Raw genomic sequence first — 23,499 nt, forward strand, 5'->3', positions numbered from 1 at the left:
GCTTAGCCTTTTAAGCGCTTGTATTTCATGCGCTGGGGCGTGGCGTTGGCGCCCTTACGCTTGACAAAGTCCTCGTGGTATTCGGTGTAGTTGCCCTCAAAGAACACCACGTCGGAGTCGCCTTCGTAGGCGAGAATATGTGTGGCAATGCGGTCTAAGAACCAGCGATCGTGCGAGATCACTAGTACACAACCTGGGAATGCCAACACCGCCTCTTCCAGCGCGCGCAGCGTTTCAACGTCCAAATCGTTAGAGGGTTCATCCAATAACAAGACGTTGGCGCCCTGCTTAAGCGTGTTTGCCAAGTGCAAGCGACCACGCTCACCGCCCGACAAATCACCCACGCGCTTTTGCTGATCCGTGCCTTTAAAATTGAAGCGGCCCACGTATGAACGCGAACTGACTTCGTAGCTGCCAATTTTCAACACGTCGGCGCCGCCGGAAATGGCTTGCCACACCGTGTCTTCATCTTTCAAATTCTGTCGACTCTGTTCGACAAACGCGAGCTTTACGGTTTCGCCGATGGTGATCTTGCCGGCATCGGGTTGCTCATCGCCCGCAATCATGCGAAACAATGTTGACTTACCCGCACCGTTACCGCCGATGATACCCACTACCGCACCCTTGGGCACGTTAAAGCTGAGATTGTCAATCAGTAGGCGATCGCCATAGGCTTTAGTGACGCCGTCAAATTCAATGACTTTGTCACCCAAGCGCTCGCCCGGCGGAATATAGATTTCGTTGGTTTCGTTGCGCTTTTGAAACTCTTGGCTTTGCATTTCTTCAAAGCGCGCAACGCGTGCCTTGCTCTTGGCCTGACGCCCTTTAGGGTTCTGGCGCACCCACTCCAGCTCCGACTTCATGGCCTTGGTGTGAGCAGCTTCTTGGCGTTGCTCCTGGGCAATGCGCGCTTCTTTTTGCTCCAACCACGAGGAGTAGTTGCCCTCGTAGGGAATGCCGTGGCCGCGATCCAATTCCAAAATCCAGCCTGCGGCATTGTCGAGGAAGTAGCGATCGTGGGTAATGGCTACCACGGTGCCTTCAAATTCGCACAAAAAGCGCTCCAACCAATGAACGGATTCGGCATCCAAGTGGTTCGTGGGTTCGTCCAAAAGCAACATATCAGGGCGCGACAGCAACAGGCGACACAAGGCCACGCGGCGCTTCTCACCGCCGGACAACTTGCTGACATCGGCATCCCATGGCGGCAGGCGCAGGGCATCGGCCGCTACCTCTAAGGTGTGATCGAGATTGTGGGCATCCCACGCTTGAATAATGTCTTCGCAGCGGGCCTGCTTTTTCGCGAGATCGTCAAAATCGGCCTCGGGTTCGGCATAGGCTGCGTAGATGGCGTCCAGCTGCTTCAAGGCGTCCACCGCCTCGCGCATACCGTCTTCCACATTGCCGCGCACATCTTTGCTGTCGTCTAGCTGAGGCTCCTGCTCTAAATAGCCCACTTTGATGCCGGGCATCGGCCGCGCTTCGCCGTTAAAGTCTTGGTCCACCCCTGCCATGATGCGCAACAGCGTGGATTTACCGGAACCATTGAGGCCCAAAACACCAATTTTGGCGCCAGGGAAAAAGGACAGCGAGATATCCTTTAGGATCTCGCGCTTGGGCGGAACGATCTTACCCAGGCGATTCATCGTAAACACGTATTGCGCCATGACGCTGCAACCTCTGTTAATGGGGAATAATGCCGCGCACGTTACCCCAAAGCTCGGCGGTATTTCAATGCTGGCGGGCGTGTAGCTGTGCTTTGCGCCTATACTAGTAGCTTAATGAAACGGGAGACACCTAGTGCAGCAACTGCTGGAAGCCGCCTTTCACCAATCACATCAGCCACAATGCGTGGTCGACGGCGCTGACCTGCTGCTCTTGGTCAATCATGCCTACCTCTCACTCACGGGTGAACCAGCTGACATTAAAGGCAAGCCCTGCCCTTTTTTCGACCCCAATTTGCAGGGGCCGACCATGGTGAAAACCATCAAAGAAGCCCTCATGCGCAAGGGCTGGTGGGAGGGCGAGCTGCCGTTTCAACATCACGCTCGCAATTTCCAGAGCTGGGTGAGCATGAAGCGATTGCAGACGGCCGCGGGCAGCAGCGTATTGGTGTCGTTCAGCGACATCAGCGAACGCAAACTGGCTGAGGTAAAGCTGCACCGGCTGGCCTATTTCGACAGCCTCACCCAGCTGCCCAACCTGAGCCTCCTGTTAGATCGGTTAAATCAGGCGCAAATGCGCGCTAAGCGCAGCAATCAACTGGTTGCTCTCGTCATTTTCGAACCCGACAACGCAGAGGCCCTGCGCACTCAAATTGGCAGCACTGCCTTCGATCAGGTGGTGATCGCCATGGGCGCCCGCATTCGCGATCTACTGCGCGCCCAGGACACCTTGGCGGCACAGGGTCACGGTCGCTTTGCATTGCTGATGCCCGATCTGCCCGACCGACGGGCCGCCCTCAATGCCTTTACCCAAGTGGCCGAAAAGATCCAGCTTGCCATGCGCAGTGAGCTGCCCGATTTACAGCAGGGCTTGACCATCGCAGTGGGGGCCTCACTTTTTCCCCTCGACGCCGTAACCCCGCAAACCCACCTAAAACAGACGGAAACCGCCCTGCTGCAGGCCAAGCGCCGCGGTGCCGGCCAGACCCTGCTCTTTACCCCCGCATTGCAGCAATTGGCGAGCGCCCGTCAGCAGCTAGCCAAAGAACTGCAACGGGCCATGGAAAACCGCGACTTCGTGCTCCACTACCAGCCCGTACTGGACGCTGATACTGGCGAGATCACCGGCGTAGAAGCGCTGCTGCGCTGGCAGCATCCAGAGCGCGGCCTGTTATTGCCTGAAGATTTTCTGGAAGCAGCAGAAGCCACAGGCTGCTTAAAACAATTGGGTGGTTGGGTGTTTCGCGAGTCGGCGCGCCAATTCCTGCAATGGCGCAATCGCGGCGTTCGACTCGATATGGTCAACATCAATTTGTCGGCCGGTCAGTTTCAATCGCCCACACTGCTCGCCCAAACCAAGGCACTGCTTACGGAAACGGGAATCGACCCCGGCTGCGTGACGCTGGAAATCACCGAGGCGGCACTGGAAACAGAGGCCCCCGCCGAGCGCCTTCAGCAACTGCGGGATCTGGGTATACATCTCGCCTTGGACGACTTTGGCGCCGGGCGCTCCTGCTTGATGCAGCTGCAAAATCTGCCGTTTAATCAAATCAAGCTCAACCGAGAATTTACCAAAGCCTTGCCAGACGCCAAGGCACGCGCCCAGCTGCAAGGCCTCGCAACCTACATGCACACGCTGGGTTTTCAGGTGGTAATGACGGGCATTGAAACGCCCGCCCAGCTTGAAGTGGCTCAACATCTAGACTGTCAGTGTGTTCAGGGGTATCTACTGCGAGAACCCGCAAGCCCAGAAGAATTAAACCTAGGCCCGAGCCATGAATCCGCGTAGCGCTTTTACACTGTTTATTTGGCTATTGTTAGCCTCGCTATCTACAAGCCCGCTGGCGGAACCCTCCAGTGAGCGAAACCTGGTCTTTACGATCGACAGCTTCTATTCACAACCCATTTACGAAAAGCACCCAGCCCGCGACCGCATGCGCGTTGCGCTAGCTAATTTGGGTTACACCTACTCGCTACGCTACATAAAAGGTCCGCGTGCACTTGCCATGGCAAATAGCGGCGATGTCGACGGCGAATTTGCCCGCAATCGCGACCACACGGCCGAATTTCCCAACCTGCTGTTTGTACCAGAGCCAGTCAATGCGGTGCATACCATTATCATCAGTCGGGCCGAACTTGCCGATGAAGATCGACAGTGGACATCTTTGGCGCCGCGCAATCGCGTGGTGATTTCAGGTTCGCGCGTTGGCCGCAAAGTACCCGCGCAATTTGCGGATCTGCCAACCATTGTGGCAGCCAGCTACGATCAAGCACTTAAGATAGTGGGCTCGGGGCGCGCCGACATGGTCATCATACCCGCCAACTTTGATTTTCTTACGCAACAATCCGACGTTGAAGCGCAGCGTTTAGTGGCGCTCAGCCCGCACCTCGAAGAGGAAGCGGCCTATATGCACCTGCACAAACGGCATCAACAACTGTTGGCCCCGCTGACCGCAGAACTTAAAAAATTGAAATACCAAACGCAATTTCCGGAGTAGATTGCGCGCAAACTTCACAGGCCGCCACCAGCCAGGAGGGCAGCATGATAAAAGCATTTCGACTTTGCTATATATTATTTCCGCTCATTGCCTCTGCGGAAAATCTGACCCCAGATCCAAAGGTACTGACCTTTACCACCGTCGACTTTTACGAGCACCAAGACTCAAATAAACTTCAGGGCGTTAACTTACTGCGTGAAGCGCTGGCAAACCTCGGTTACCATCTACGCATACAACCCGCACCACCCGAGCGGTCATTGCGCATGGTTGATGCAGGCGTGGCAGATGGCGAATTGTTACGCCTACGCGATATGACGCCCCACTTCAAAAATTTAGTCCTGGTGAACACACCGCTCCAGACAACGTCCATGATGCTAGTCACCTCAGCCAATTCGGCGCCTAACAGTGGCCGCTGGAGTGAATTTCATGCACAGCGATTTATTACTGTTAAAGACATTTTTGTATCTGAATTATTGCCCCGCCGCTTTCACAACCTGGAAAATGTGGAAGTTGAAAATTATCATCAAGCACTGCGCATGCTGCAGGCGGGTCGCGCCGATTTAATTTTATTGCCCGAGGCTTATTTTCCCATCATAGAGCAAATGAAAGGCGTCCAATGGCCGGAGAAATTTTCAGTATTAACGCCAGTATTATTTGATCTGACAGGCTTCATTCACTTACACAAGCGCCATGCACAATTGGCTAAAAAACTAGAACATGAAATTAGAGCGCTGGCCGGCAATTTTTGTGCACATTCCATGAATGATCACACCTGCACGCAGCCGTCTTTGGACACTGTTAACTATTACGCTGAACACTTTCCGAAATCTGCTCGGCAGTAACCGGGTCAGTGCCAGTGCGCGCAACCCGCGCTGCAGCCTGAATGGCAATACGGAAATGACGCAGATAGCGTCGACAGTGGGTACACATCATTAAGTGCACGCGATAATTTATTCGCGCCCAAGAAGTGAGTTCACCGTCCAGGTAATCGCTCGAGCGCGCAACGATGTCTTTGCACTTTAACATTGGCCGGTTTCCTGATAATGATCCACCACCGAGAGCAGGCTAACCCGCGCCCGATGCAACAATACCCGTGCATTAGAGTTAGTAATGCCCAGCATGTTACATATGGTGTCTAAGGGTTGCTGCTCCACGTCGCGCAATAGAAATACCGCGCGTTGGGCATCCGGTAGCAGCGCCAGATTTTTCTCAATACACTGCTTCAGCTGACTTTCTTCTAAGATGCGGTCGGGCGATTCCATGTGCCAATTCACGGGCCCGCTCGACCAGTGACCATCACTTTTGAAGCGGTCTTCTGACAGATAATCACCCAATACCCGCTCGGCATCGTCCCACGTGATCTCGCGATTTTCTTTGCGCAACTTGCCCTTAGCCGCATTGCTGACGATGGTGAACATCCACGTTTTAATGCTAGACCGGCCCTCAAACTTTGGCAGTGCGCGGAAGATCGATACCCAGGCCTCCTGCACCACCTCTTCGGCCTGCGCCGGCCGAACAATAGCGCGCGCCACCACCAACAACTGCCCGTGATACTGCTGCACCAACTGAGTAAAAGCGCCGTGATCCTGCGCACGCAACAGCGCCAAATCCACGGCCTGAGTCTGTTCGATGGTCATAGTTATCCCTGTCGCCGGTGCCCTGCGGGCCAGCTGCATTAAAGCACAATGCTGAGGATACTGTAACGATGTCGTCGGCGCTGACTCTAACTCACTCGCACCTTGAACCCCGCTAAAAAGCATTTATTCCATTCATTAGGAGCACACACTTGATTGCACAACTTCAACAGGGCTACCACTGTGCTGGTCGCCTGCTGACGCCATTGGAGGGCATTCCCGCCCTGCTACTTCGACTCTACCTTGTGCCCATATTTTGGATGGCCGGCACCAATAAATTTAACCATTTCGACGACACAGTGGCGTGGATGGGAAATAGCGAGTGGGGCCTTGGCCTGCCGCTGCCGTGGCTGATGACGGCATTGGCTACGGCCACTGAATTACTGGGTGCAGCGCTGCTGCTGCTCGGCTTTGGCACGCGTCTAATCAGCGTACCACTGGCGATCACTATGGTGGTGGCAGCGCTCACCGTGCACTGGCAAAACGGCTGGCAGGCGATTGCCGATGCCACTGCGCCCTTTGCCAACGACGCAGTGCTGGCAGCACCAGAGAAACTGGAGCGCGCGCGCGCGATTTTGCAAGCGCACGGCAACTACGACTGGCTCACCAGCAGCGGTAACTTTGTGGTGTTAAACAACGGCATTGAATTTGCCGCCACCTATTGTGTGATGTGCCTCGCACTCATCGCGCTCGGCGGTGGTCGCTATGTGAGCGTGGATTATTTTATCGCTCAAAAGTTTTCGGCCACGCCAAATCGTTAAATGTTGTGCAGCCCGGTGCGATAGCGCGCCGGGCTCACACCCATCACTTTTTTAAACAAACGGGAAAAGTAATAGGCGTCTTCATAGCCCAAATTGAGCGCCACCTGCTTGATGGGTTGGCGGCTGGTATCGAGCAGGTAGCAGGCCTGCTGCATTTTCAGTTCAATAAAGTAGTGGATGGGCGATTGCCCCGTTTGCGCTTTAAACAACTTGGCAAAATGGTATTTCGACAGCGCCGCATCTTCAGCCAACGCCGCCAGATCAATGTGATCGTGTATATGCGCCATCATCAAGCCTTTAATCCGCGCTATGTCTAAGCGCCCCGCAGAATCGGCGGCCTGACCCAACATTTGCGCAATATGGCTCAGCAAAAACTGCAGCTGATGGCAGGCGTGCAGCGCGGCGTCCCAGTTGGAGCCCTGATCGCGCAGCCCAAATTGCGCATCGAAAAGCGCCAGCAACCGCGCATTCAATCCAAGTCGGTGCACCGGCCCCCCTTTGGCCGCCAGCCAGTCGGTCATGGTGTCGCTGAGCAGACCGGCATAGTGCACCCAGTACACCGTCCACGGGCGTTGGTGGTCAGATGCATAGCTGTGGGCTTGGCCGGCTGGCAACACCACTACGTCGCCGGCGCTGACGGGAACGCGCCTACCCTCATAGTCCAACCGGCCTTGGCCCGCCGTGCAATACAACAGCAGGTGATCATCGTGCAGCTCGCGCTGCATGCGATGACCCCGGGCCACCGGGTAAAAACCCAGCGCACGCGGGTACAACTGCCGGGTGAGCGGCTCGTCAGCCAGCCTATCCAATAGTGCTTTTGGTAATAAAAACCGCTTTCCGTCACGCGGTAGCGGCCAATCGGAGGGTTGCGACAAGGTTAACCTTTTGTTTTTTAAACAAATAATTGAATTTCACGCCAACGCGTGACCTATCGGACAATAACAAGATAATCCATCAAGCCGCCAATATCGTCAATCCCGTGCGTGCCACGCCTATGGTTTGATGGTTGACTAAATTTCCGACGCTGGCGGCACGCCTGTGGCACGTCGTCGGTCACACTCCATTAGCCCAACGAAAGGTCTGGCATTATGAGTAAGCATTTTTCAAACGGACTGCCCAAGCGCGTCCCACTTTTTATTGAAGGCGAGTGGACCAACAGCGAAGCCAGCCAGTGGATCCCGGTAACCAACCCTGCCACGCAAGAAGTCATCTGCGAGGCGCCCTGCGCCACTGAGGCAGAAGTGGAGCGCGCCGTTGCCAGCGCCAAGAAGACCTTTGAGAGCTGGAAAGACGTGGCCGTACCCGTGCGCGCCCGCATCATGCTGCAATACCAACACCTACTGAAAGAGCACCACGACGAAATCGCCACCATCTTGGCGAAGGAAACCGGCAAGACCTTCGACGACGCCAAGGGCGACGTGTGGCGCGGTATTGAAGTAGTGGAGCACGCCTGTAACATCGCCTCACTGATGATGGGCGAGACCGTTGAAAACGTAGCTCGCACCATCGATTGCTACTCCTACACCCAGCCGTTGGGTGTGTGCATGGGCATCACGCCGTTTAACTTCCCCGCCATGATCCCCCTGTGGATGTTCCCACTGGCCATCGCCGCCGGTAACACCTTTATTCTGAAGCCCTCCGAACAAGACCCACTGACGCCCACGCGCCTAGTGGAATTGTTTGAGCAAGCCGGTGCCCCCAAAGGCGTACTGCAAGTGATTCACGGCGGCAAAGAGCAAGTTAACCAACTGCTCAATCACCCAGAAGTCAAAGCCGTGAGCTTTGTGGGCTCTGTGCCCGTGGGCGAGCATGTGTACCGCACAGCCACCCAAAACCTGAAACGCGCCCAGTGCTTCGCCGGTGCCAAAAACCACATGGTGGTCATGCCCGATGCCAACAAGCAGCAGGTGATCAACAATTTAGTGGGTGCGGGCTTCGGCGCCGCCGGTCAGCGCTGCATGGCCATTTCAGTGGCGGTGATGGTGGGCGAATCCAAAGAGTGGATCGACGACTTGAAAGCCGCCGCCAGCAGCATCCGCCCCGGCGCATGGGACGATAAAGACGCCGCCTACGGCCCACAAATTTCGCCGCAAGCGCGCGACAAGGTGTTGGCGTTTATTGAAAAAGGTAAGCAGGAAGGTGCCAACTGTATTCTGGACGGCAGCAACTGTGTGGTTGAAGGCTTCCCCGATGGCAACTGGGTGGGCCCCACCATCTTTACCGACGTCACGCCCGAGATGGAAATTTACCAGAAAGAAATTTTTGGCCCCGTTATGTGCATCATGACCGTCGATACGCTCGAAGAAGCCATCGCGCTGATCAACAACTGCCCCTTCGGTAACGGCACCTCCATCTTTACCGCCAGCGGCGCTTGCGCGCGCAAATACCAGCACGAAATCCTCGTGGGCCAGGTGGGCATCAACGTACCGGTTCCAGTGCCATTGCCCTTCTTCAGCTTCACGGGCTGGCGCGGGTCTTTCTTTGGCGATCAGCACGCCTACGGCAAACAAGCTGTGCGCTTCTACACCGAGACCAAAACCGTAACCGCACGCTGGTTCGACGACGATATTCCCGGTGGTCCAAACATGACCATTACCTTGAAGTAGTCCATTGCTCAATGCTGAACGGTTGGCAGGTGAGCGCCTTAGGGGCCGCGTGAATACATCCATGTAACTCGAGCGCCGGATCCCTCCGGCGACGCCCCTAAGACACTCACCCGCCACCCACCACCGACACAGTTTTAACAAAACATTCGCGATGTCTTAAAAAATAAAACGAGAGCGCAATGAATTTTGATCTAACCGAAGAACAACTCGCCTTCCAACAAGCCGCACGGGATTTCGCCGCCGGCGAAATGAAACCGCACGCCGCCGAGTGGGACGAGCAACAAATTTTCCCCGTAGACCTGTTCGCAAAAGCCGGCCCCATGGGTTTTATGGGCATCTACTCGCCGGAAGATTGTGGCGGCATGAATTTGTCCCGCGCCGACACCATGGTGATCGTGGAAGAATTGGCGCGCGCCTGCCCGAGCACTGCCGCGTTCATCACCATCCACAACATGGCTACGTGGATGTTGTGCAATTGGGGTGCCGACGCCCTCAAAGCCGAGTGGGCAGAACAGCTTACCAGCGGCGCCAAGCTCGCCTCCTACTGCCTCACCGAACCCGGTGCCGGTAGCGACGCGGCAAGCTTGCGCACCAAAGCCATAGTCGACGGCGATCACTATGTGATTAACGGCAGCAAGGCCTTTATTTCTGGCGCGGGCAGCACCGACATTCTGATTGCCATGGTGCGCACAGGCCAACAGGAAGACGGCGCCAAGGGCATCAGCTGCATCGCCATTCCGGCCGACTTACCCGGCATTAGCTACGGCAAAAAAGAAGTGAAAATGGGCTGGAACAGCCAGCCCACTCGCACCATCACCTTCGAAGATGTGCGCGTACCGGTGGCTAACCGCCTCGGCGCTGAGGGCGAGGGTTTTGCCATCGCCATGAAGGGCTTAGACGGCGGCCGCATCAATATCGCCACCTGTTCACTGGGCGCAGCCCAAGAGGCGCTGACCGTTGCGCAAGCTTATTTGCACGAGCGCAAACAATTCGGCAAACCGCTGTCGGCGTTTCAGGCACTGCAATTTAAACTGGCCGACATGGCCACGCGTTTAGTGGCAGCGCGCAACATGGTGGCACTGGCGGCGTTTAAGTTGGATCAAGATCACCCCGATAAATCCACCTACTGCGCCATGGCCAAACAGTTCGCCACCGATCACTGTTTTGATGTAGTCAATGACGCCCTGCAATTGCACGGCGGTTACGGTTACATTCGCGAATACCCACTGGAGCGCTTGCTGCGCGACTGTCGGGTGCACCAAATTCTGGAAGGCACCAACGAAATCATGCGCGTGATTGTGTCGCGCAAAATGTTAGCCGAACACGCAACGGAGACGATTCGATGAGCACTTGCGACCTATTGAAATTTGAAACCCGCGGCCACACCGCCATCATCACCATGAACAACCCGCCGGCGAACACTTGGACGCCGGAAAGCCTGAATTATTTAAAAGCATTGGTTGAACAATTAAACGCCGATAAAAATAACTACGCGCTGATTTTAGCCAGCGAGAGCGAAAAGTTTTTTTCCGCCGGCGCGGACCTCAATCGCTTCAACCACAACGACAAAGACCAAGCCTTTAGTTTTTGCGCAGCCTTTGGCGAAGCCTTTGAAGCGCTGACCAATTACAACGGCGTCTCCATTGCGGCCATCACCGGTTTCGCCATGGGCGGCGGCTTGGAAGCGGCGCTGTGCTGCGACATCCGCATTTGCGAAACCCAGTCACAGATGGCATTGCCAGAGGCCACCGTGGGCTTACTGCCCTGCGGCATCGGCACCCAACACCTGCCGTGGTTAGTGGGTGAAGGCTGGGCCAAGCGCATGATCTTGCTAGGTGAACGACTAAAAGCACCGAAAGCCGAGCAAATTGGGCTGGTGCAAGAAGTTGTGGAAACTGGAACAGTGTTGGCGCGCGCACTGGAATTGGCTGACAAAGTCGCCGGCCAATCGCCCACCTCAGTGACCCGCTGCAAGCAATTAATCATGGGCGCTCGCAACGCCACCTTGAACTCGCAGCTCGCCAAAGAGCGCGAAGAGTTCGTCAAATTGTGGGATACCCAAGATCAGAAAGAAGGCGTGGCCGCATTTATTGAAAAGCGCAAACCCGAGTGGAAAAACGCCTAGGGCGAGGAGCAACTGTGTCGGATCTACCCGTAATTTTTGAAACCCTCGCCACTGCCGATGGCAAACACATCGGCGTGGCGCGCCTGAACGCTGAAAAATCTCTTAACGCGCTAAACCTGCCGATGATTGATGCCTTGCATGCGCAACTGCAACGCTGGGAGCAAGACGATGCCATCGCGGCAGTGTGGTTAGAGGCTGCGGGCGAAAAGGCCTTTTGCGCCGGTGGCGATGTGGTGGCCCTGCACGCGGGATCAGCCGCCTACGGTGAGCAGTTACCCGATGACAGCGCACAAACATTTTTTGAACGCGAATATCGACTGGATCACTACCTGCACGTCTACCCCAAGCCTTTAATCGTTTGGGGCAGCGGTATCGTCATGGGCGGCGGCATGGGTTTGTTGTGCGGCGCCCCCGTGCGACTGGTCACCGAGACCACCCGCATGGCCATGCCAGAAATTACCATCGGCCTGTTTCCGGATGTGGGCGGCAGCTACTTTCTGAGCCGCACACCGGGCCGCGCCGGTTTATTTTTGGGGCTAACGGGCGCGCAATTCAATGGTACCGATGCGCTCTACTTAGGCTTCGCCGACGGCTTTGTGCCACAAGCGGAAAAAGCGGCCCTGCAGCACCATTTGTGCGCAGCCAAAGACTGGAGCAAAGACGCGGTATTCCAACACGTGCTGGGCTTTTGCAACGGCTTCAGTGACCAGCAACCCGCTGCACAAATTGAGCCGCATCAAGCGCACATCGACAGCGTCTGCAGCGGTGACAATCTGCTGGCGACCATCGACGCCATCACCGGTTACGACGGCGACGACGTCTGGCTGCAAAAAGCGGCTAAAACCTTGGCACGGGGCTGCCCTGTGACACCGTTTTTGGTGCAAAAACAATTGCAAAAAGCCTGCGAGCTCGATTTAGCCGACGTGTTTCGCATGGAGCTGACCATGGCCGTGAACAGCGCGCGCTTTGGCCACTTTAAAGAAGGTGTGCGCGCACTGCTGATCGATAAAGATCGCAGCCCTCACTGGACACCCGCCACCTTTGCCGAGGTGCAAAGTGCGCACATAGACGCCTTTTTCGAAGCACCCTTTAGCGTTCACCCCCTGGCCGACCTGTAACGGAGCACACTATGAGCAACACCCTAACAACTATTGCGTTTATCGGCCTGGGTAACATGGGTGGCGGCATGGCCGCCAACTTGGCCAAAAAAGGTTTCATCGTTAACGCCTTCGACTTAATGCCCGAACATTTGGAAAAAGCCCGCGCCGACGGCTGCAACACCTTCGGCAGCGCCGCCGATGCCGTGGCCACCTGCGACGCCGTGGTGTCCATGCTCCCCAACGGCAAAATTGTCGAGAGTCTGTACATCGACCAAGACGCCCTGCTCGATGCCATGCCCAAGGGCACACTGGTAATCGACTGCTCAACAGTCGCACCTGAAAATTCGCGCAGACTGGCACAAGTGGGCACTGAAAAAGGCATGCGTGTTATTGACGCACCGGTATCCGGCGGCGTTGCCGCTGCCGCTGCCGGCACACTGGCATTTATGTGTGGCGGCAGCGAAGCCGACGTAGACGCCGCTCGCCCCGTATTGGCAGCGATGGGCGCCAATATTTTCCGCGCCGGTGATCATGGCGCGGGTCAAGTGGCAAAAGTGTGTAACAACATGTTGCTGGCCATTCACATGGCAGGTACCGCCGAGGCGCTGCAATTGGGCGTCAATAATGGTTTGGATCCAAAAGTACTGAGCGACATTATGCTCAAGAGCTCCGGCTGCAATTGGAGCTTGGAGAAGTACAACCCCTACCCCGGCGTGCAAGAAAACTCCGCCGCAACGCGTGGCTACACCGGCGGTTTTATGGTGGATTTAATGCTCAAAGATTTGGGCTTGGCCATGCAATCAGCGCTGGCTAGCCAGTCGTCTATCCCCATGGGAGCCAGTGCGCGCAACTTGTTTAGTCTGCACAAAAAGAGCGGCGGCGAAGACAAAGGCGGGCTCGACTTCTCCAGCATTCAACAGTTCTACCAATAGCTGCGGGTGACATGCCACCCCGACTAGAGCGCTAGCTGCATGATCACATCGCAGCGGGCGTAGTCGGGGTGGCAGCGCTGCGGCAACACTGTAAAGCCATGCTTTCGATACAGCGCCAACGCGCGCTCCAAGCGCGAACTGGTGAGCAAGTCTAGGCGCACAGCGTTTAGTTCGCGCGCCAAATCAATACTGGCCGTCATTAATTGATGGCTGAGCCCTCGCCCCTGATGCGCGGGATCCACCGCCATTTTGGCCAACTCAAAGCTGTCAATGCCATTTTTTAGCAACGCACAACAGCCCAGCACCTCGCCCTCGTCTACCAAGGTCAAAATGTAACCGCCCTGCTCCACAATTACCTCGGGGCGCTCAAGCACCTTGCGATCCGACGCCTCAAGGGTGAAATGCGCCTCAATCCACGCGCGATTTAATGCCGAGAAACGCTCAAAGTCCGCGGCCACATTGACTCGAATGTCCAAACGCCCCCCCTTATAACCAGATATCCACCTATTGCGAACCTTATAACAATAGCGACCTAAAACGCACAATCAAGCAGGTTGAGCACCATGACCTATACTCAGTAGAAACCCCATATGACTATGACATGACTGCATCTTCCGCCCGAGAAAACGCCCTTTCGGACGCCCAACGCGTGGCTGAACTCGAAGCTCAGCTACGCGAGCGCGACGACGCCTTACGCACGCAACAAGCGCTGCTAGATATCGCGGATCTCGCCTATAAAGCGGGCAGCTTGGAACACCTGTTCGCCAGCAGCCACGCCATCATCCGCCAGTTCATGTACGCCAACAACTTCTACATCGCACTCGAACACAAAGACCGCAATACCATCAGTTTCCCGTATTACATAGACACCGAAGACCCATCCACCAGCGACGACATTGGGGAAATCCCCATTGGCGAAATGAATCGCAGCTTGACCGCCTACCTTATGCGCAACGATACCACCGTATTTGTGCGCAGCGCGGAGGAGTTCGAACAGTTACTGCACGACCGCGACCTGGAACTCGTGGGCAGCCCACCCCAGTGCCTGCTGGGCGTACCCATCAGGCGCACAGGTGGCCAGCAGGGCGCGATTGTGGTGCAGAGCTATGTGGAAAGTGCGCGTTTTACCCATGCCGATCGAGACATGCTGTCGTTTCTAGCTCAGCATATCGCCACGGCCTTTGATCGCTTTGAACAACGCGAATTACTGGAACTAGAAGTTGCCGAACGCACGCGCAGTCTGCAAGAAAAAAATCAACAATTAGAAGTTAATCTAAGAGAGCGGGAAGCCGACAAAAAACTGCAAGCCGCACTCTACAGTCTCGCGCAGCTGGCCCACGGCACCGACGACATCAACGCCACCTTTCCAAAACTGCATGAAATTTTAGGCAGCCTATTTTATGCGAAGAATTTTTACGTCGCCCTGATCAGTGATGACGGAGAGGAAATCACCTTCCCCTATTACTCCGACGACGTAGATATTAAAACCGAAACTCGAAAGCTCGGACATGGCGTCACAGAGTACACTCTGCATTCACTCAAGCCTGAGTTAATCCAACGCAATGACCTGATTCGATTAATTGAAGAAGGCGAGCTAGATCCACCCGGCACCCACCCAGAAAGCTGGATAGGCGCGCCCATAATTGTTGGCAATAGCGCCTTCGGCGTAATCGCGTCGCAAAGCTATGAAAAAGACCATATTTTTTCTGAAAAGGACTTGGAGCTCCTGAGTTTCGCCGCCGACCAGCTGGCCGAGACGCTCAAACGCCAACAGGATTCAGATGCCATCATGCTGGCCAACATTACCCTAGAGGCGCGAGTCGAACAGCGCACTTGGGAGCTGTCGCAAATCAACGAGCAAATGGAAAGTGAAATTGAGGAGCGTCGGCGTGCAGAAGAATTGCAAAAAACGCTGTTCACTATTGACGAGCTAACCCACCAAATCGACGATATCGGCCAGTTTTACAATGAAATCCATCAGCTCATTGGCAAGTTCATTCACGCCAAGCACTTCTTTATTGCTGAATACAATGATGACAACGGTAAGCTGTATTTCCCCTACTACGTAGATGACACGCAAAATCTAGCGGACTTTACAGAGTCTACTGACGACGACCCTATTCCGCACATGCCCTTCGAGCTCATTCGAAAAACCATGACGGCCTATGTCATACGCACCGGCAAGTCGCTGCTGGCCAATGACAAAATTCGCCGCGAGCTGGAGGCCGCTGGAGAAATTGGCTTAGTGGGCGTTGACCCCGTTGACTGGCTCGGCGTGCCGCTCATCAAAGACAACAAGGTCGCCGGGGTCATCGTCGTGCAAACTTACGACGAACAAAATCGGTTTGGAAAAATAGAACACGAGCTTTTACAGTTTGTGGCATCCCACATCACCACCGCCCTCGAGCGAAAAAGCTATCGCGATGCACTCGAAAAGCGCGTTGAAGAGCGCACACTAGAACTCGAACAAACCAACCACAAACTGCAAGAACAAATTTCCGTGCGCGAGCGCGCTGAAAATTTGCAGACAGCCCTGTTTCGCATCGCCGACATGACCAACAGCGCTACCGATATGACCACGTTTTATCGGCAAATTCATGAAATCATTGCGCGCTTAATGTATGCGAAATATTTCTTCATCGCGCTGCTGGATAGCGATCAGTCCAACACCCTCACCTTCCCTTACTACATCGACATTGAAACTCATATGCCCGAACCCAGGGCCATGGGCAACCACTTAACCGAACACGTTATTCGAACAGGTAAGCCACTACTCTTGACGCCTGACAATAGTGAAGACATACAAAAGGCGATCAAGATCAAAGGGAAGATTCCAGTTTCATGGCTGGGGGTACCGCTGATACTCGACGGCGAGATACTCGGCGCTCTGGTGGTACAAACCTACGACACCGCATTTGTATTAAGCAAAAACGAAGAAGAAATACTCACCTATGTGTCCCACCACGTGGCCACAGCACTCGACAGAAAGCGCGCGCGTGCCAAGCTAGAGCAGCGGGTTGAACAGCGCACCATGGAACTGCGTGAAGTTAACCTGTCGCTGGAGCGCCAAATAGACAAGCGCCGACAGATTGAAAAGCAACTGGAACACGATGCTTTTCACGATGCGCTTACACAGTTGCCTAACCGCATGTTGTTTATGGATCGGCTGAATCAACTGATCGCAAAAGGTGGCCGCGACACACGCTTTCGTTACGCTGTACTCTTTCTCGACCTCGATCGTTTCAAAGTCATTAACGACAGCCTTGGGCATTTAGCAGGCGATAAGTTACTACAAGAGGTGTCTAACCGATTGCTAAAACTAGTCAGGCCGCAAGATACCGTGGCGCGACTGGGCGGCGATGAATTCTGTATTCTCTTGGACGATATCCAAGGCCTCACCATGGCTGAATTAGTGGCCAAGCGCGTGTGCGATGACCTAACCCAGCCATTTAACATCGATGGCAATGAAGTGTTCACCTCTACCAGCATAGGCATAGCCTATAGCGCACTAAAATATACCGCCGCCGATGACATGTTACGCGACTCCGATGCCGCCATGTATCAAGCAAAAATGCTCGGCAAACGGCAATACTCCGTATTCGATAAAAGCATGCACGCCAAGGCGATGAATACGCTGAAGCTAGAAACCGAACTGCGCAACGCCATTCGCGCGGGTGACATTGATGTTTACTATCAACCCATCGTGCGACTCAGTGATCAACAAATTGACGGCTTTGAAGCCTTGGCGCGTTGGCACCACCCCAATCAGGGTTTGATCCACCCCGGTGATTTTATCCCACTGGCCGAAGAAAGCGGCTTGATTACTGAACTCGATCTCGCCATGTGTCTCAAGGCCTGCTTACAGGTTGCACAATGGCAGAGTGAAGAGCGGCCGCTTACCATCAGCGTAAACCTTTCTAGCAAACATTTTTCGCGCAATGATCTCGTCGAGAAAATTGCCGATATTTTAGAGGTGTCTTCGCTAAAGCCAAGCTTACTTAAGTTAGAAATAACTGAAAGCGCACTCATGGAGAATGTAACCACTGCACAAAAACTTCTTCGAGCGCTTAAGGATCTTGGCGTCACCTTGGCGATGGATGATTTTGGCACTGGCTATTCATCACTGAGCTACCTACATCGCTTCCCGCTAGATGTTCTTAAAGTCGATCGATGCTTCGTGGATGAAATTGACATCAAAAAAGAGAACAAAGCCATCGTCAGCACCATCGTCACACTGGCCAACACACTTGGCATGACTTCCGTTGCAGAAGGCATTGAAACAGCAGAGCAGTTAGCAACGGTAAAAGCCCTGGGGTGCGATCTTGGCCAAGGCTATTTATTTTCCAAACCCATGTCGCATCAAGACGCAGAGCGCGCGCTTAGAAGCGGCTAACCAATCGCCGTATATATTGCTAACGAATTCCATGGACGAGTTGAATGGACACGGTCCCACCAACACCTATACACGCGACACTCTCACTTACTGAAGCGTGCGCCCTCATGCTCTTGCAGCAGACACATCGCTGCAGAATTACCGACGACAGCAACCAAACATCTCACATACTCTATCGTGCAGATCTACTTCAGCTGTTGGCCAGCGAACCATCACGCGAATCTGAAACCCTGCTCAGCCTCATTAATTCCAGAGGCATTACAAACGCACGTTATCAACGACTGGCCACAATCCATCAGTGTCAACGCTACTATCTGGCTGATCAGGCAGGGCGTTTCATACATGTCAGCGATGCCCTTGCTGAATTGTTTAACACCACGTCAGAGGCACTATTAGGGCAATCAGCAGACACTGTTTTTCCGCTGGCGCAGGCACGAAGACTGAATCAATGGCACGCCGACGTCTTGCAGGCTAAGTCACCCACCGTTAAGCCACTGCCCTTTGCCGGCATCGATGGCACGCACATTACGCTGCTTACTTTGATGCCCATATCCGAGCCAGATTCACCCAGCGAAATTTTAGGGCTATTAACGTTAGCCCCGTCAGAGTGGCAACCCACCGAGGTCGACCGTATTACAGAAAACGAACTTGAAACCATTTTCCAATCGCTGCCAGATTTGTTTTTTCGATTGGCTAGTGACGGTACTATTCTCGACTATAGAGCACAGCAAAGCGCGGATCTGTATATGCCGCCGGAGCAATTTCTCGGAAAGCGCATGCAGGAAATTTTGCCCTGCGACTTGGCTGAGCTATTCACATGCCGAATGGACGAACAAAAATCCACAGGTGAGTTAATTACCTATGAATATGATTTACCCATTGGTACTGGCACAGCCCGCTTTGAAGCGCGGCTGCGAGATTTGCCTGGCACTGACGAAATCATCGTCATCGTGCGCAATATCACGGAGCAATATCGAGAACACCAGGCGCGCATTCGCGCAGAACAGCAGTTGAGCCTTGCGTTAGAGGCAGCAAAAGAAGGGGTATGGGACTGGGATATTCGCGCGGGACTGTGGAGCGCCAACGCGCGCTTTTTCACCATGCTCGGTTTCCCGCCTGCAGTTCAGCCGCAACCCATTCACCACTGGAATACCAAAATTCATAACGACGATGTCGAACGCCGCAAGCTGGCCTATGGATCATTGTTAACCGGTGACAGCGAAAATTTAGATGTGGACTTTAGGGTGCTCAATAGCGATGGCGGCTATCAGTGGGTACGAGCGCGCGGTAAGGTTGTCGAGCGAAGTCCTGATGGATTGGCCTTGCGCGCGGTGGGCACCCACGAAGAGGTTAGTGAGCGCAAGATGCTCGAGGAGCGCCTGAAACTGGCGGCGACCGTGTTCGAAAACACCGCAGAAGGCGTCATCATTGCAAACCCTCGTGGCCATATTATCGAGGTCAACCAAGGCTTTGTTGACGTCACCGGATTTAGCCGCGACGAGGTGCTAGGGCGGCACGTTCGCCTGTTAAATTCTGGCCGCCAAGCACCCGCCTTTTACCGCACAATATGGCGTGCACTGTTAACGGAGGGAAGCTGGCAGGGAGAGATTTGGAATCGTCGTAAGGACGGTCAAACCATTCCTGAGTGGCTAAATATTAATGCCGTCTACGACGACAACCAACAAATCAGTCACTTCGTTGCCGTCTTTTCAGATATTTCGGTGCTCAAACGCTCCGAAGAAAAACTCGATCACATGGCCCACCACGATGCGCTCACGGGCCTACCCAATCGACTCATGCTACAGGCGAGGCTCGGACGCGCGCTGGTGCACGCCAGTCGCAATCAAAGTTTATTGGCACTGCTGTTTCTCGATGTCGATCGGTTTAAGAAAATCAACGACAGCATGGGGCACACTATTGGTGACGGACTGCTAAAACAAGTGGGTAAACGCCTCAAATCTTGTGTGCGCGCAGAGGATACCGTGGCGCGATTGGGGGGCGACGAATTTGTAGTGCTCTTAGAAAACTTACCCAACGGTGAAGCGGCGGCGTTAATTGCGGAAAAAATACTACGGTCGATTCGCGAACCCTTTGATATTCAAGGCAAGGAGTTTTACACCACCACCAGCATTGGCATTAGCGTCTATCCAAACGATGGCAAATCGCCGGCCGACCTGCTGCGCAATGCAGACACGGCCATGTATCAAGTCAAGCAGAAGGGCCGCGATAGCTACAGCTTTTATACCGAACATCTCACCACCAACGCACAACGAAAAGCGGAAATGGAGTCTGAGTTGCATCGCGCGATTCTCAACAATGAGCTGATGCTTCAATATCAACCACAATTCAATCTCAACAATGAAGAGTTGGTCGGCATGGAGGCGTTAGTGCGTTGGAACCACCCCGTGAAGGGCATGATTCCGCCCGATTTATTCATCCCCCTTGCAGAGGAGAGTGGGCTGATAAATAAAATCAGTGAGTGGGTTTGCAATGCAGCCTGCCAACAGGTGCGCATCTGGCTGGACAAGGGCTTTCGCGTTCCGCGCGTCGCCGTGAATGTTTCAGGAGCCGAGCTAATGGGCGGCAATTTATTGACAAATTTTACCTCGGCCATGTCGACGCACCGCATTGCTGGCAGTCAGCTTGAGGCAGAGATCACCGAGAATTTTATGATGCAGGACGTAGAAAGAGCCGTAGGCTTGGTGAACGAACTGCGTGATTTAGGCATCGTTATTGCCGTTGACGATTTTGGCACGGGTTACTCCTCGCTGGCATACCTTAAAACACTCCCTATACACCGACTTAAAATTGACCGCACCTTTGTGCGTGAGATCCCCAACAATGTCAACGACATGGCCATCACCCATGCCATCATCGCCATGGGCGAGAGTCTTGGATTAGAAATTTTGGCAGAGGGCATTGAGACGCGGGAACAACAGGCCTTTTTGCGCTCGAAAGGCTGCAGCCTCGGGCAGGGTTATTTGTTTGCAAGGCCGCTCTCGGCCGAAAATATTGAGGGCTGGCTCGCCCACTGATCGCCCCTGTCCATTGGCTTAGTCAGTAGCTCTGGCACAAGGGATTTTTGCGCGTACAAACGCGTTGCTAACGCCGAAAAACATACAGCCTCTATGTTCAGCCTCGCTCAAAGTAACAATTGAACGGCAAGCTTGATTGCCTGAGCAAAGACTGGAAAGATAGCTGCTTTGTCTACTGCGAATAAAATTGATGCTGCCGTTTATCAATCCCGAACTACCCTGTGCTGAAATTGCTAGCAAGCTCGCAGCACAAGACTACGTAGTTATAAAAGATTTCTTAGCACCCGCCGTCGCCAGCCACCTACAGCAACTGATGTTGCAGCAGCCTTGGGATTTAGCATTCAGCCAGTCTCGAAAAGGACAGATATTGCGCGCTGCCGACATAGCCAAAAACCCACAACGGGAACAGCAGGCCAGCGCTCAGGCGTGGGCGGAACAAGAGTCTTTTCGATTTTCTTACCACAACATTGATTTGGTCAAAGCCTGTATAGAAAAGCGGCCGGTGGCTCCGGATTTAATCGCGTTGCTGGAGATTTTTAATACGCCGGCCTATCACGCACTGATGGCGCAACTAACTGGTTGCAGCGACTTTACCCGAATTTCTGCGCAGGCTACCTGGTATAGGCCGGGCGACTTTTTAACACTACACAACGATTTTGTGCACGAAGAGCAGCGGTTTTTTGCCTACGTCTTGAGTTTATCCGACCGCTGGCAAGCGTCGTATGGCGGACTATTACACCTGTTTGATGAACAGGGCAACGAGCGCGCCAAAGTAGTGCCCCAATTCAACTGCCTGACCCTGTTCAAAACACCGCAACAGCACCTAGTGTCAAAAGTGATAGACAATACCGCTGGCGCTCGGCTGGCAATCACCGGCTGGTTGAGCAAACCCAACCCAGTCTCAAACTCCCAGTAATTTTGTACGAAGAATACCTGCGAGGACGTACCTGCAAAAGCGCCTTAGCAATGGCAATGTTTTGGTTCCATTTCTGCAGGGCTTGCTATCGCCGACGCGGTACAGTAAATTCAGTTTCCTATAGGAAACCAAATTTTACTATTGGAAACAAACACCTTGTTGCGCATCTGCATCCAGAAGACCGGCGTATTTTGACTAAATATTCGCCATAAATAAGGTACAATGCGCGCCTTCAAATTTTCACCTCGTCTGGCTATAGCAGGGCTACCCCATGTTTGATAAATCGCAAACCATCGCATCCTTTGACCCGGAACTCTGGGCGTCTATTCAGTCTGAAGAAGTTCGCCAGGAAGAACACATCGAGCTGATCGCCTCGGAAAACTACACCAGCCCCATGGTCATGGTGGCGCAGGGCACCAAGCTCACTAACAAGTACGCTGAAGGCTACCCGGGCAAGCGCTACTACGGTGGTTGTGAATACGTGGATACCGCTGAAACCCTGGCCATCGAGCGTGCCAAGGAGCTGTTTGGCGCCGACTACGCCAACGTTCAGCCGCACTCCGGCTCACAGGCCAACAACGCCGTTTACGCCGCCCTGTGCGAACCGGGCGACACGGTGTTGGGCATGAGCTTGGCCCACGGCGGCCACTTGACCCACGGTGCCTCCGTCAGCTTTTCTGGCAAGATTTACAAGGCGGTACAGTACGGCATCAACACCGACACCGGCCTGATTGACTACGACGAAGTGGAGCGCTTGGCCGTTGAGCACAAGCCAAAAATGATCGTAGCGGGCTTCTCTGCCTACTCACAGATCATGGACTGGCAGCGCTTTCGCGATATCGCCGACAAAGTGGGCGCCTACCTGTTTGTGGACATGGCCCACGTTGCGGGCTTGGTTGCCGCCGGCGTCTACCCCAACCCCGTGCAAATCGCCGACGTGACCACCACCACCACCCACAAAACCCTGCGCGGCCCCCGTGGCGGCTTGATCCTTGCCCGCAAGAACGAAGCCATCGAGAAGAAATTGAACTCCGCGGTTTTCCCCGGTGGTCAGGGCGGCCCCTTGATGCACGTGATCGCGGCGAAAGCGGTGAGCTTCAAAGAAGCCATGAGCGATGAATACAAAGCCTACCAGCAGCAAGTGGTTAAAAATGCCAAGGCCATGGCCGCTACCTTTATCGAGCGCGGCATCAAGATCGTCTCTGGCGGCACCGAGAACCACCTGATGCTGGTGGACTTGATCGGCAAGGAATACACCGGTAAAGACGCGGACGCCGCACTGGGCGCCGCCAACATCACCGTCAACAAAAATGCCGTGCCCAACGACCCGCGCTCACCTTTCGTGACCTCCGGGTTGCGCGTGGGCACCCCGGCCATCACCACCCGCGGTTTTAAAGAAGCCGAAACCATCGAGCTGACTCACTGGATGTGCGATGTGCTGGCAGCGTTAGAAGCTGGCAACGCCGATGCCAAGATCGAAGAAGTGAAAGCCAAGGTCCTTGAAGTGTGCAAACGCTTCCCAGTCTACGGCGCCTAAACTGTGCGGCTGCCGACTCGATAGCTCCACCCCTACGAATAACAAAGCCCGCAATGCGGGCTTTGTTATTTCTGAACGCTGCGTTATGACCTATAGACCTGCCCAGCTAGCTGATAAAAGCCTACACTTCAGGTACCCCAGCAACGCCGAAACTACACCAACACAACACCAACACAACACTAAAACAACGTGAGGCAAACACCCACACCCGCTCGACGGCCCAGTCATGCAGCATAATTGGCCGTTACGCATTCGTATGCATAGCCAGGCAGGCCTATGAATACGTATGTAAAGCCTT

Annotated in this window: 18 protein-coding genes; 13 read left to right on the forward strand and 5 right to left on the reverse strand. The window is 54.3% G+C overall.

The features are described 5' to 3' along the window. Nucleotides 1-2: 2 nt before the first annotated feature. Nucleotides 3-1,667, reverse strand: coding sequence for an energy-dependent translational throttle protein EttA (gene ettA, locus FHS30_RS13865; protein WP_183911111.1), 1,665 nt, complete (start codon nt 1,665-1,667; stop codon nt 3-5). 133 nt (nt 1,668-1,800) lie between these two features. Between ettA and FHS30_RS13870 the strand changes: the two genes are divergently transcribed. The 3 genes from FHS30_RS13870 to FHS30_RS13880 are packed head-to-tail and all read left to right on the forward strand — an operon-like array spanning nt 1,801 to nt 5,004. Then, the gene (locus FHS30_RS13870) at nt 1,801-3,453 is read left to right on the forward strand and encodes an EAL domain-containing protein (protein ID WP_183911112.1); all 1,653 of its coding nucleotides are present in this window, start codon (nt 1,801-1,803) and stop codon (nt 3,451-3,453) included. Further along, complete coding sequence (locus FHS30_RS13875; protein WP_183911113.1) at nt 3,440-4,162, forward strand: type 2 periplasmic-binding domain-containing protein; 723 nt, start codon at nt 3,440-3,442, stop codon at nt 4,160-4,162. The genes FHS30_RS13870 and FHS30_RS13875 overlap by 14 nt, the downstream gene beginning before the upstream one ends. A gap of 44 nt (nt 4,163-4,206) precedes the next feature. Next, on the forward strand, nt 4,207-5,004 hold the full coding sequence (locus FHS30_RS13880) for a substrate-binding periplasmic protein (protein WP_183911114.1): 798 nt from the start codon (nt 4,207-4,209) through the stop codon (nt 5,002-5,004). Here the strand turns inward: FHS30_RS13880 and FHS30_RS17460 are convergent. Beyond that, complete coding sequence (locus FHS30_RS17460; protein ID WP_183911115.1) at nt 4,961-5,188, reverse strand: zf-HC2 domain-containing protein; 228 nt, start codon at nt 5,186-5,188, stop codon at nt 4,961-4,963. The genes FHS30_RS13880 and FHS30_RS17460 overlap by 44 nt on opposite strands. Further along, on the reverse strand, nt 5,182-5,799 hold the full coding sequence (locus FHS30_RS13890; RefSeq protein WP_183911116.1) for an RNA polymerase sigma factor: 618 nt from the start codon (nt 5,797-5,799) through the stop codon (nt 5,182-5,184). The genes FHS30_RS17460 and FHS30_RS13890 overlap by 7 nt, the downstream gene beginning before the upstream one ends. 149 nt (nt 5,800-5,948) lie before the next feature. Here FHS30_RS13890 and FHS30_RS13895 point away from each other — a divergent pair, with 149 nt between their 5' ends. Then, the gene (locus FHS30_RS13895; RefSeq protein ID WP_183911117.1) at nt 5,949-6,557 is read left to right on the forward strand and encodes an HvfX family Cu-binding RiPP maturation protein; all 609 of its coding nucleotides are present in this window, start codon (nt 5,949-5,951) and stop codon (nt 6,555-6,557) included. Here FHS30_RS13895 and FHS30_RS13900 read toward each other — a convergent pair. Further along, complete coding sequence (locus tag FHS30_RS13900) at nt 6,554-7,366, reverse strand: AraC family transcriptional regulator (RefSeq protein ID WP_221197316.1); 813 nt, start codon at nt 7,364-7,366, stop codon at nt 6,554-6,556. The genes FHS30_RS13895 and FHS30_RS13900 overlap by 4 nt on opposite strands. Before the next feature lie 279 nt (nt 7,367-7,645). Between FHS30_RS13900 and FHS30_RS13905 the strand changes: the two genes are divergently transcribed. From FHS30_RS13905 to mmsB, 5 genes are all read left to right on the forward strand, one after another. Beyond that, nucleotides 7,646-9,163 carry a CoA-acylating methylmalonate-semialdehyde dehydrogenase gene (locus FHS30_RS13905; RefSeq protein ID WP_221197317.1) on the forward strand — a complete coding sequence of 506 codons (1,518 nt, stop codon included), beginning with the start codon at nt 7,646-7,648 and terminating at the stop codon, nt 9,161-9,163. A 179-nt stretch (nt 9,164-9,342) separates the two neighbouring features. Further along, on the forward strand, nt 9,343-10,509 hold the full coding sequence (locus FHS30_RS13910) for an acyl-CoA dehydrogenase family protein (protein WP_183911119.1): 1,167 nt from the start codon (nt 9,343-9,345) through the stop codon (nt 10,507-10,509). Then, entirely contained in the window at nt 10,506-11,288 is a 783-nt protein-coding gene (locus FHS30_RS13915) for an enoyl-CoA hydratase (RefSeq protein WP_183911120.1), read from the forward strand. Before FHS30_RS13910 ends, FHS30_RS13915 begins: the two co-directional genes overlap by 4 nt. A gap of 14 nt (nt 11,289-11,302) precedes the next feature. Next, on the forward strand, nt 11,303-12,406 hold the full coding sequence (locus tag FHS30_RS13920) for a 3-hydroxyisobutyryl-CoA hydrolase (RefSeq protein ID WP_183911121.1): 1,104 nt from the start codon (nt 11,303-11,305) through the stop codon (nt 12,404-12,406). Between the two features lie 11 nt (nt 12,407-12,417). After that, nucleotides 12,418-13,320, forward strand: coding sequence for a 3-hydroxyisobutyrate dehydrogenase (gene mmsB / locus FHS30_RS13925; protein WP_183911122.1), 903 nt, complete (start codon nt 12,418-12,420; stop codon nt 13,318-13,320). A gap of 23 nt (nt 13,321-13,343) precedes the next feature. Here mmsB and FHS30_RS13930 read toward each other — a convergent pair whose 3' ends face one another. Continuing rightward, a complete protein-coding gene (locus FHS30_RS13930) occupies nt 13,344-13,796 on the reverse strand; it encodes a GNAT family N-acetyltransferase (RefSeq protein ID WP_183911123.1) in 453 nt (150 codons plus the stop codon). Between the two features lie 125 nt (nt 13,797-13,921). Between FHS30_RS13930 and FHS30_RS13935 the strand changes: the two genes are divergently transcribed. The 4 genes from FHS30_RS13935 to glyA all read left to right on the forward strand — a co-directional run bounded on the left by FHS30_RS13935 (nt 13,922) and on the right by glyA (nt 23,201). Next, nucleotides 13,922-17,713, forward strand: coding sequence for an EAL domain-containing protein (locus FHS30_RS13935; protein WP_183911124.1), 3,792 nt, complete (start codon nt 13,922-13,924; stop codon nt 17,711-17,713). Nucleotides 17,714-17,757: 44 nt separating this feature from the next. Next, nucleotides 17,758-20,748, forward strand: coding sequence for a bifunctional diguanylate cyclase/phosphodiesterase (locus FHS30_RS13940; protein WP_183911125.1), 2,991 nt, complete (start codon nt 17,758-17,760; stop codon nt 20,746-20,748). 190 nt (nt 20,749-20,938) lie between these two features. After that, nucleotides 20,939-21,664, forward strand: a complete 726-nt coding sequence (locus FHS30_RS13945; RefSeq protein WP_183911126.1) for a 2OG-Fe(II) oxygenase — start codon at nt 20,939-20,941, stop codon at nt 21,662-21,664. 271 nt (nt 21,665-21,935) lie between these two features. Next, nucleotides 21,936-23,201, forward strand: coding sequence for a serine hydroxymethyltransferase (glyA, locus tag FHS30_RS13950; RefSeq protein ID WP_183911127.1), 1,266 nt, complete (start codon nt 21,936-21,938; stop codon nt 23,199-23,201). The last annotated feature ends 298 nt before the right edge of the window (nt 23,202-23,499 follow it).

It is taken from the genome of Simiduia aestuariiviva (genome assembly GCF_014192475.1).
GTDB lineage: Bacteria > Pseudomonadota > Gammaproteobacteria > Pseudomonadales > Cellvibrionaceae > Simiduia > Simiduia aestuariiviva.

What these genes read in the sequence shown, in the direction of transcription:
- ettA (WP_183911111.1), bottom strand. Translation starts at nt 1,667, where the DNA reads ATGGCGCAATACGTGTTTACGATGAATCGCCTGGGTAAGATCGTTCCG.
- FHS30_RS13875 (WP_183911113.1), top strand. Translation starts at nt 3,440, where the DNA reads ATGAATCCGCGTAGCGCTTTTACACTGTTTATTTGGCTATTGTTAGCC.
- FHS30_RS13880 (WP_183911114.1), top strand. Translation starts at nt 4,207, where the DNA reads ATGATAAAAGCATTTCGACTTTGCTATATATTATTTCCGCTCATTGCC.
- FHS30_RS17460 (WP_183911115.1), bottom strand. Translation starts at nt 5,188, where the DNA reads ATGTTAAAGTGCAAAGACATCGTTGCGCGCTCGAGCGATTACCTGGAC.
- FHS30_RS13890 (WP_183911116.1), bottom strand. Translation starts at nt 5,799, where the DNA reads ATGACCATCGAACAGACTCAGGCCGTGGATTTGGCGCTGTTGCGTGCG.
- FHS30_RS13905 (WP_221197317.1), top strand. Translation starts at nt 7,646, where the DNA reads ATGAGTAAGCATTTTTCAAACGGACTGCCCAAGCGCGTCCCACTTTTT.
- FHS30_RS13910 (WP_183911119.1), top strand. Translation starts at nt 9,343, where the DNA reads ATGAATTTTGATCTAACCGAAGAACAACTCGCCTTCCAACAAGCCGCA.
- FHS30_RS13915 (WP_183911120.1), top strand. Translation starts at nt 10,506, where the DNA reads ATGAGCACTTGCGACCTATTGAAATTTGAAACCCGCGGCCACACCGCC.
- mmsB (WP_183911122.1), top strand. Translation starts at nt 12,418, where the DNA reads ATGAGCAACACCCTAACAACTATTGCGTTTATCGGCCTGGGTAACATG.
- FHS30_RS13935 (WP_183911124.1), top strand. Translation starts at nt 13,922, where the DNA reads ATGACTGCATCTTCCGCCCGAGAAAACGCCCTTTCGGACGCCCAACGC.
- FHS30_RS13940 (WP_183911125.1), top strand. Translation starts at nt 17,758, where the DNA reads ATGGACACGGTCCCACCAACACCTATACACGCGACACTCTCACTTACT.
- FHS30_RS13945 (WP_183911126.1), top strand. Translation starts at nt 20,939, where the DNA reads ATGCTGCCGTTTATCAATCCCGAACTACCCTGTGCTGAAATTGCTAGC.
- glyA (WP_183911127.1), top strand. Translation starts at nt 21,936, where the DNA reads ATGTTTGATAAATCGCAAACCATCGCATCCTTTGACCCGGAACTCTGG.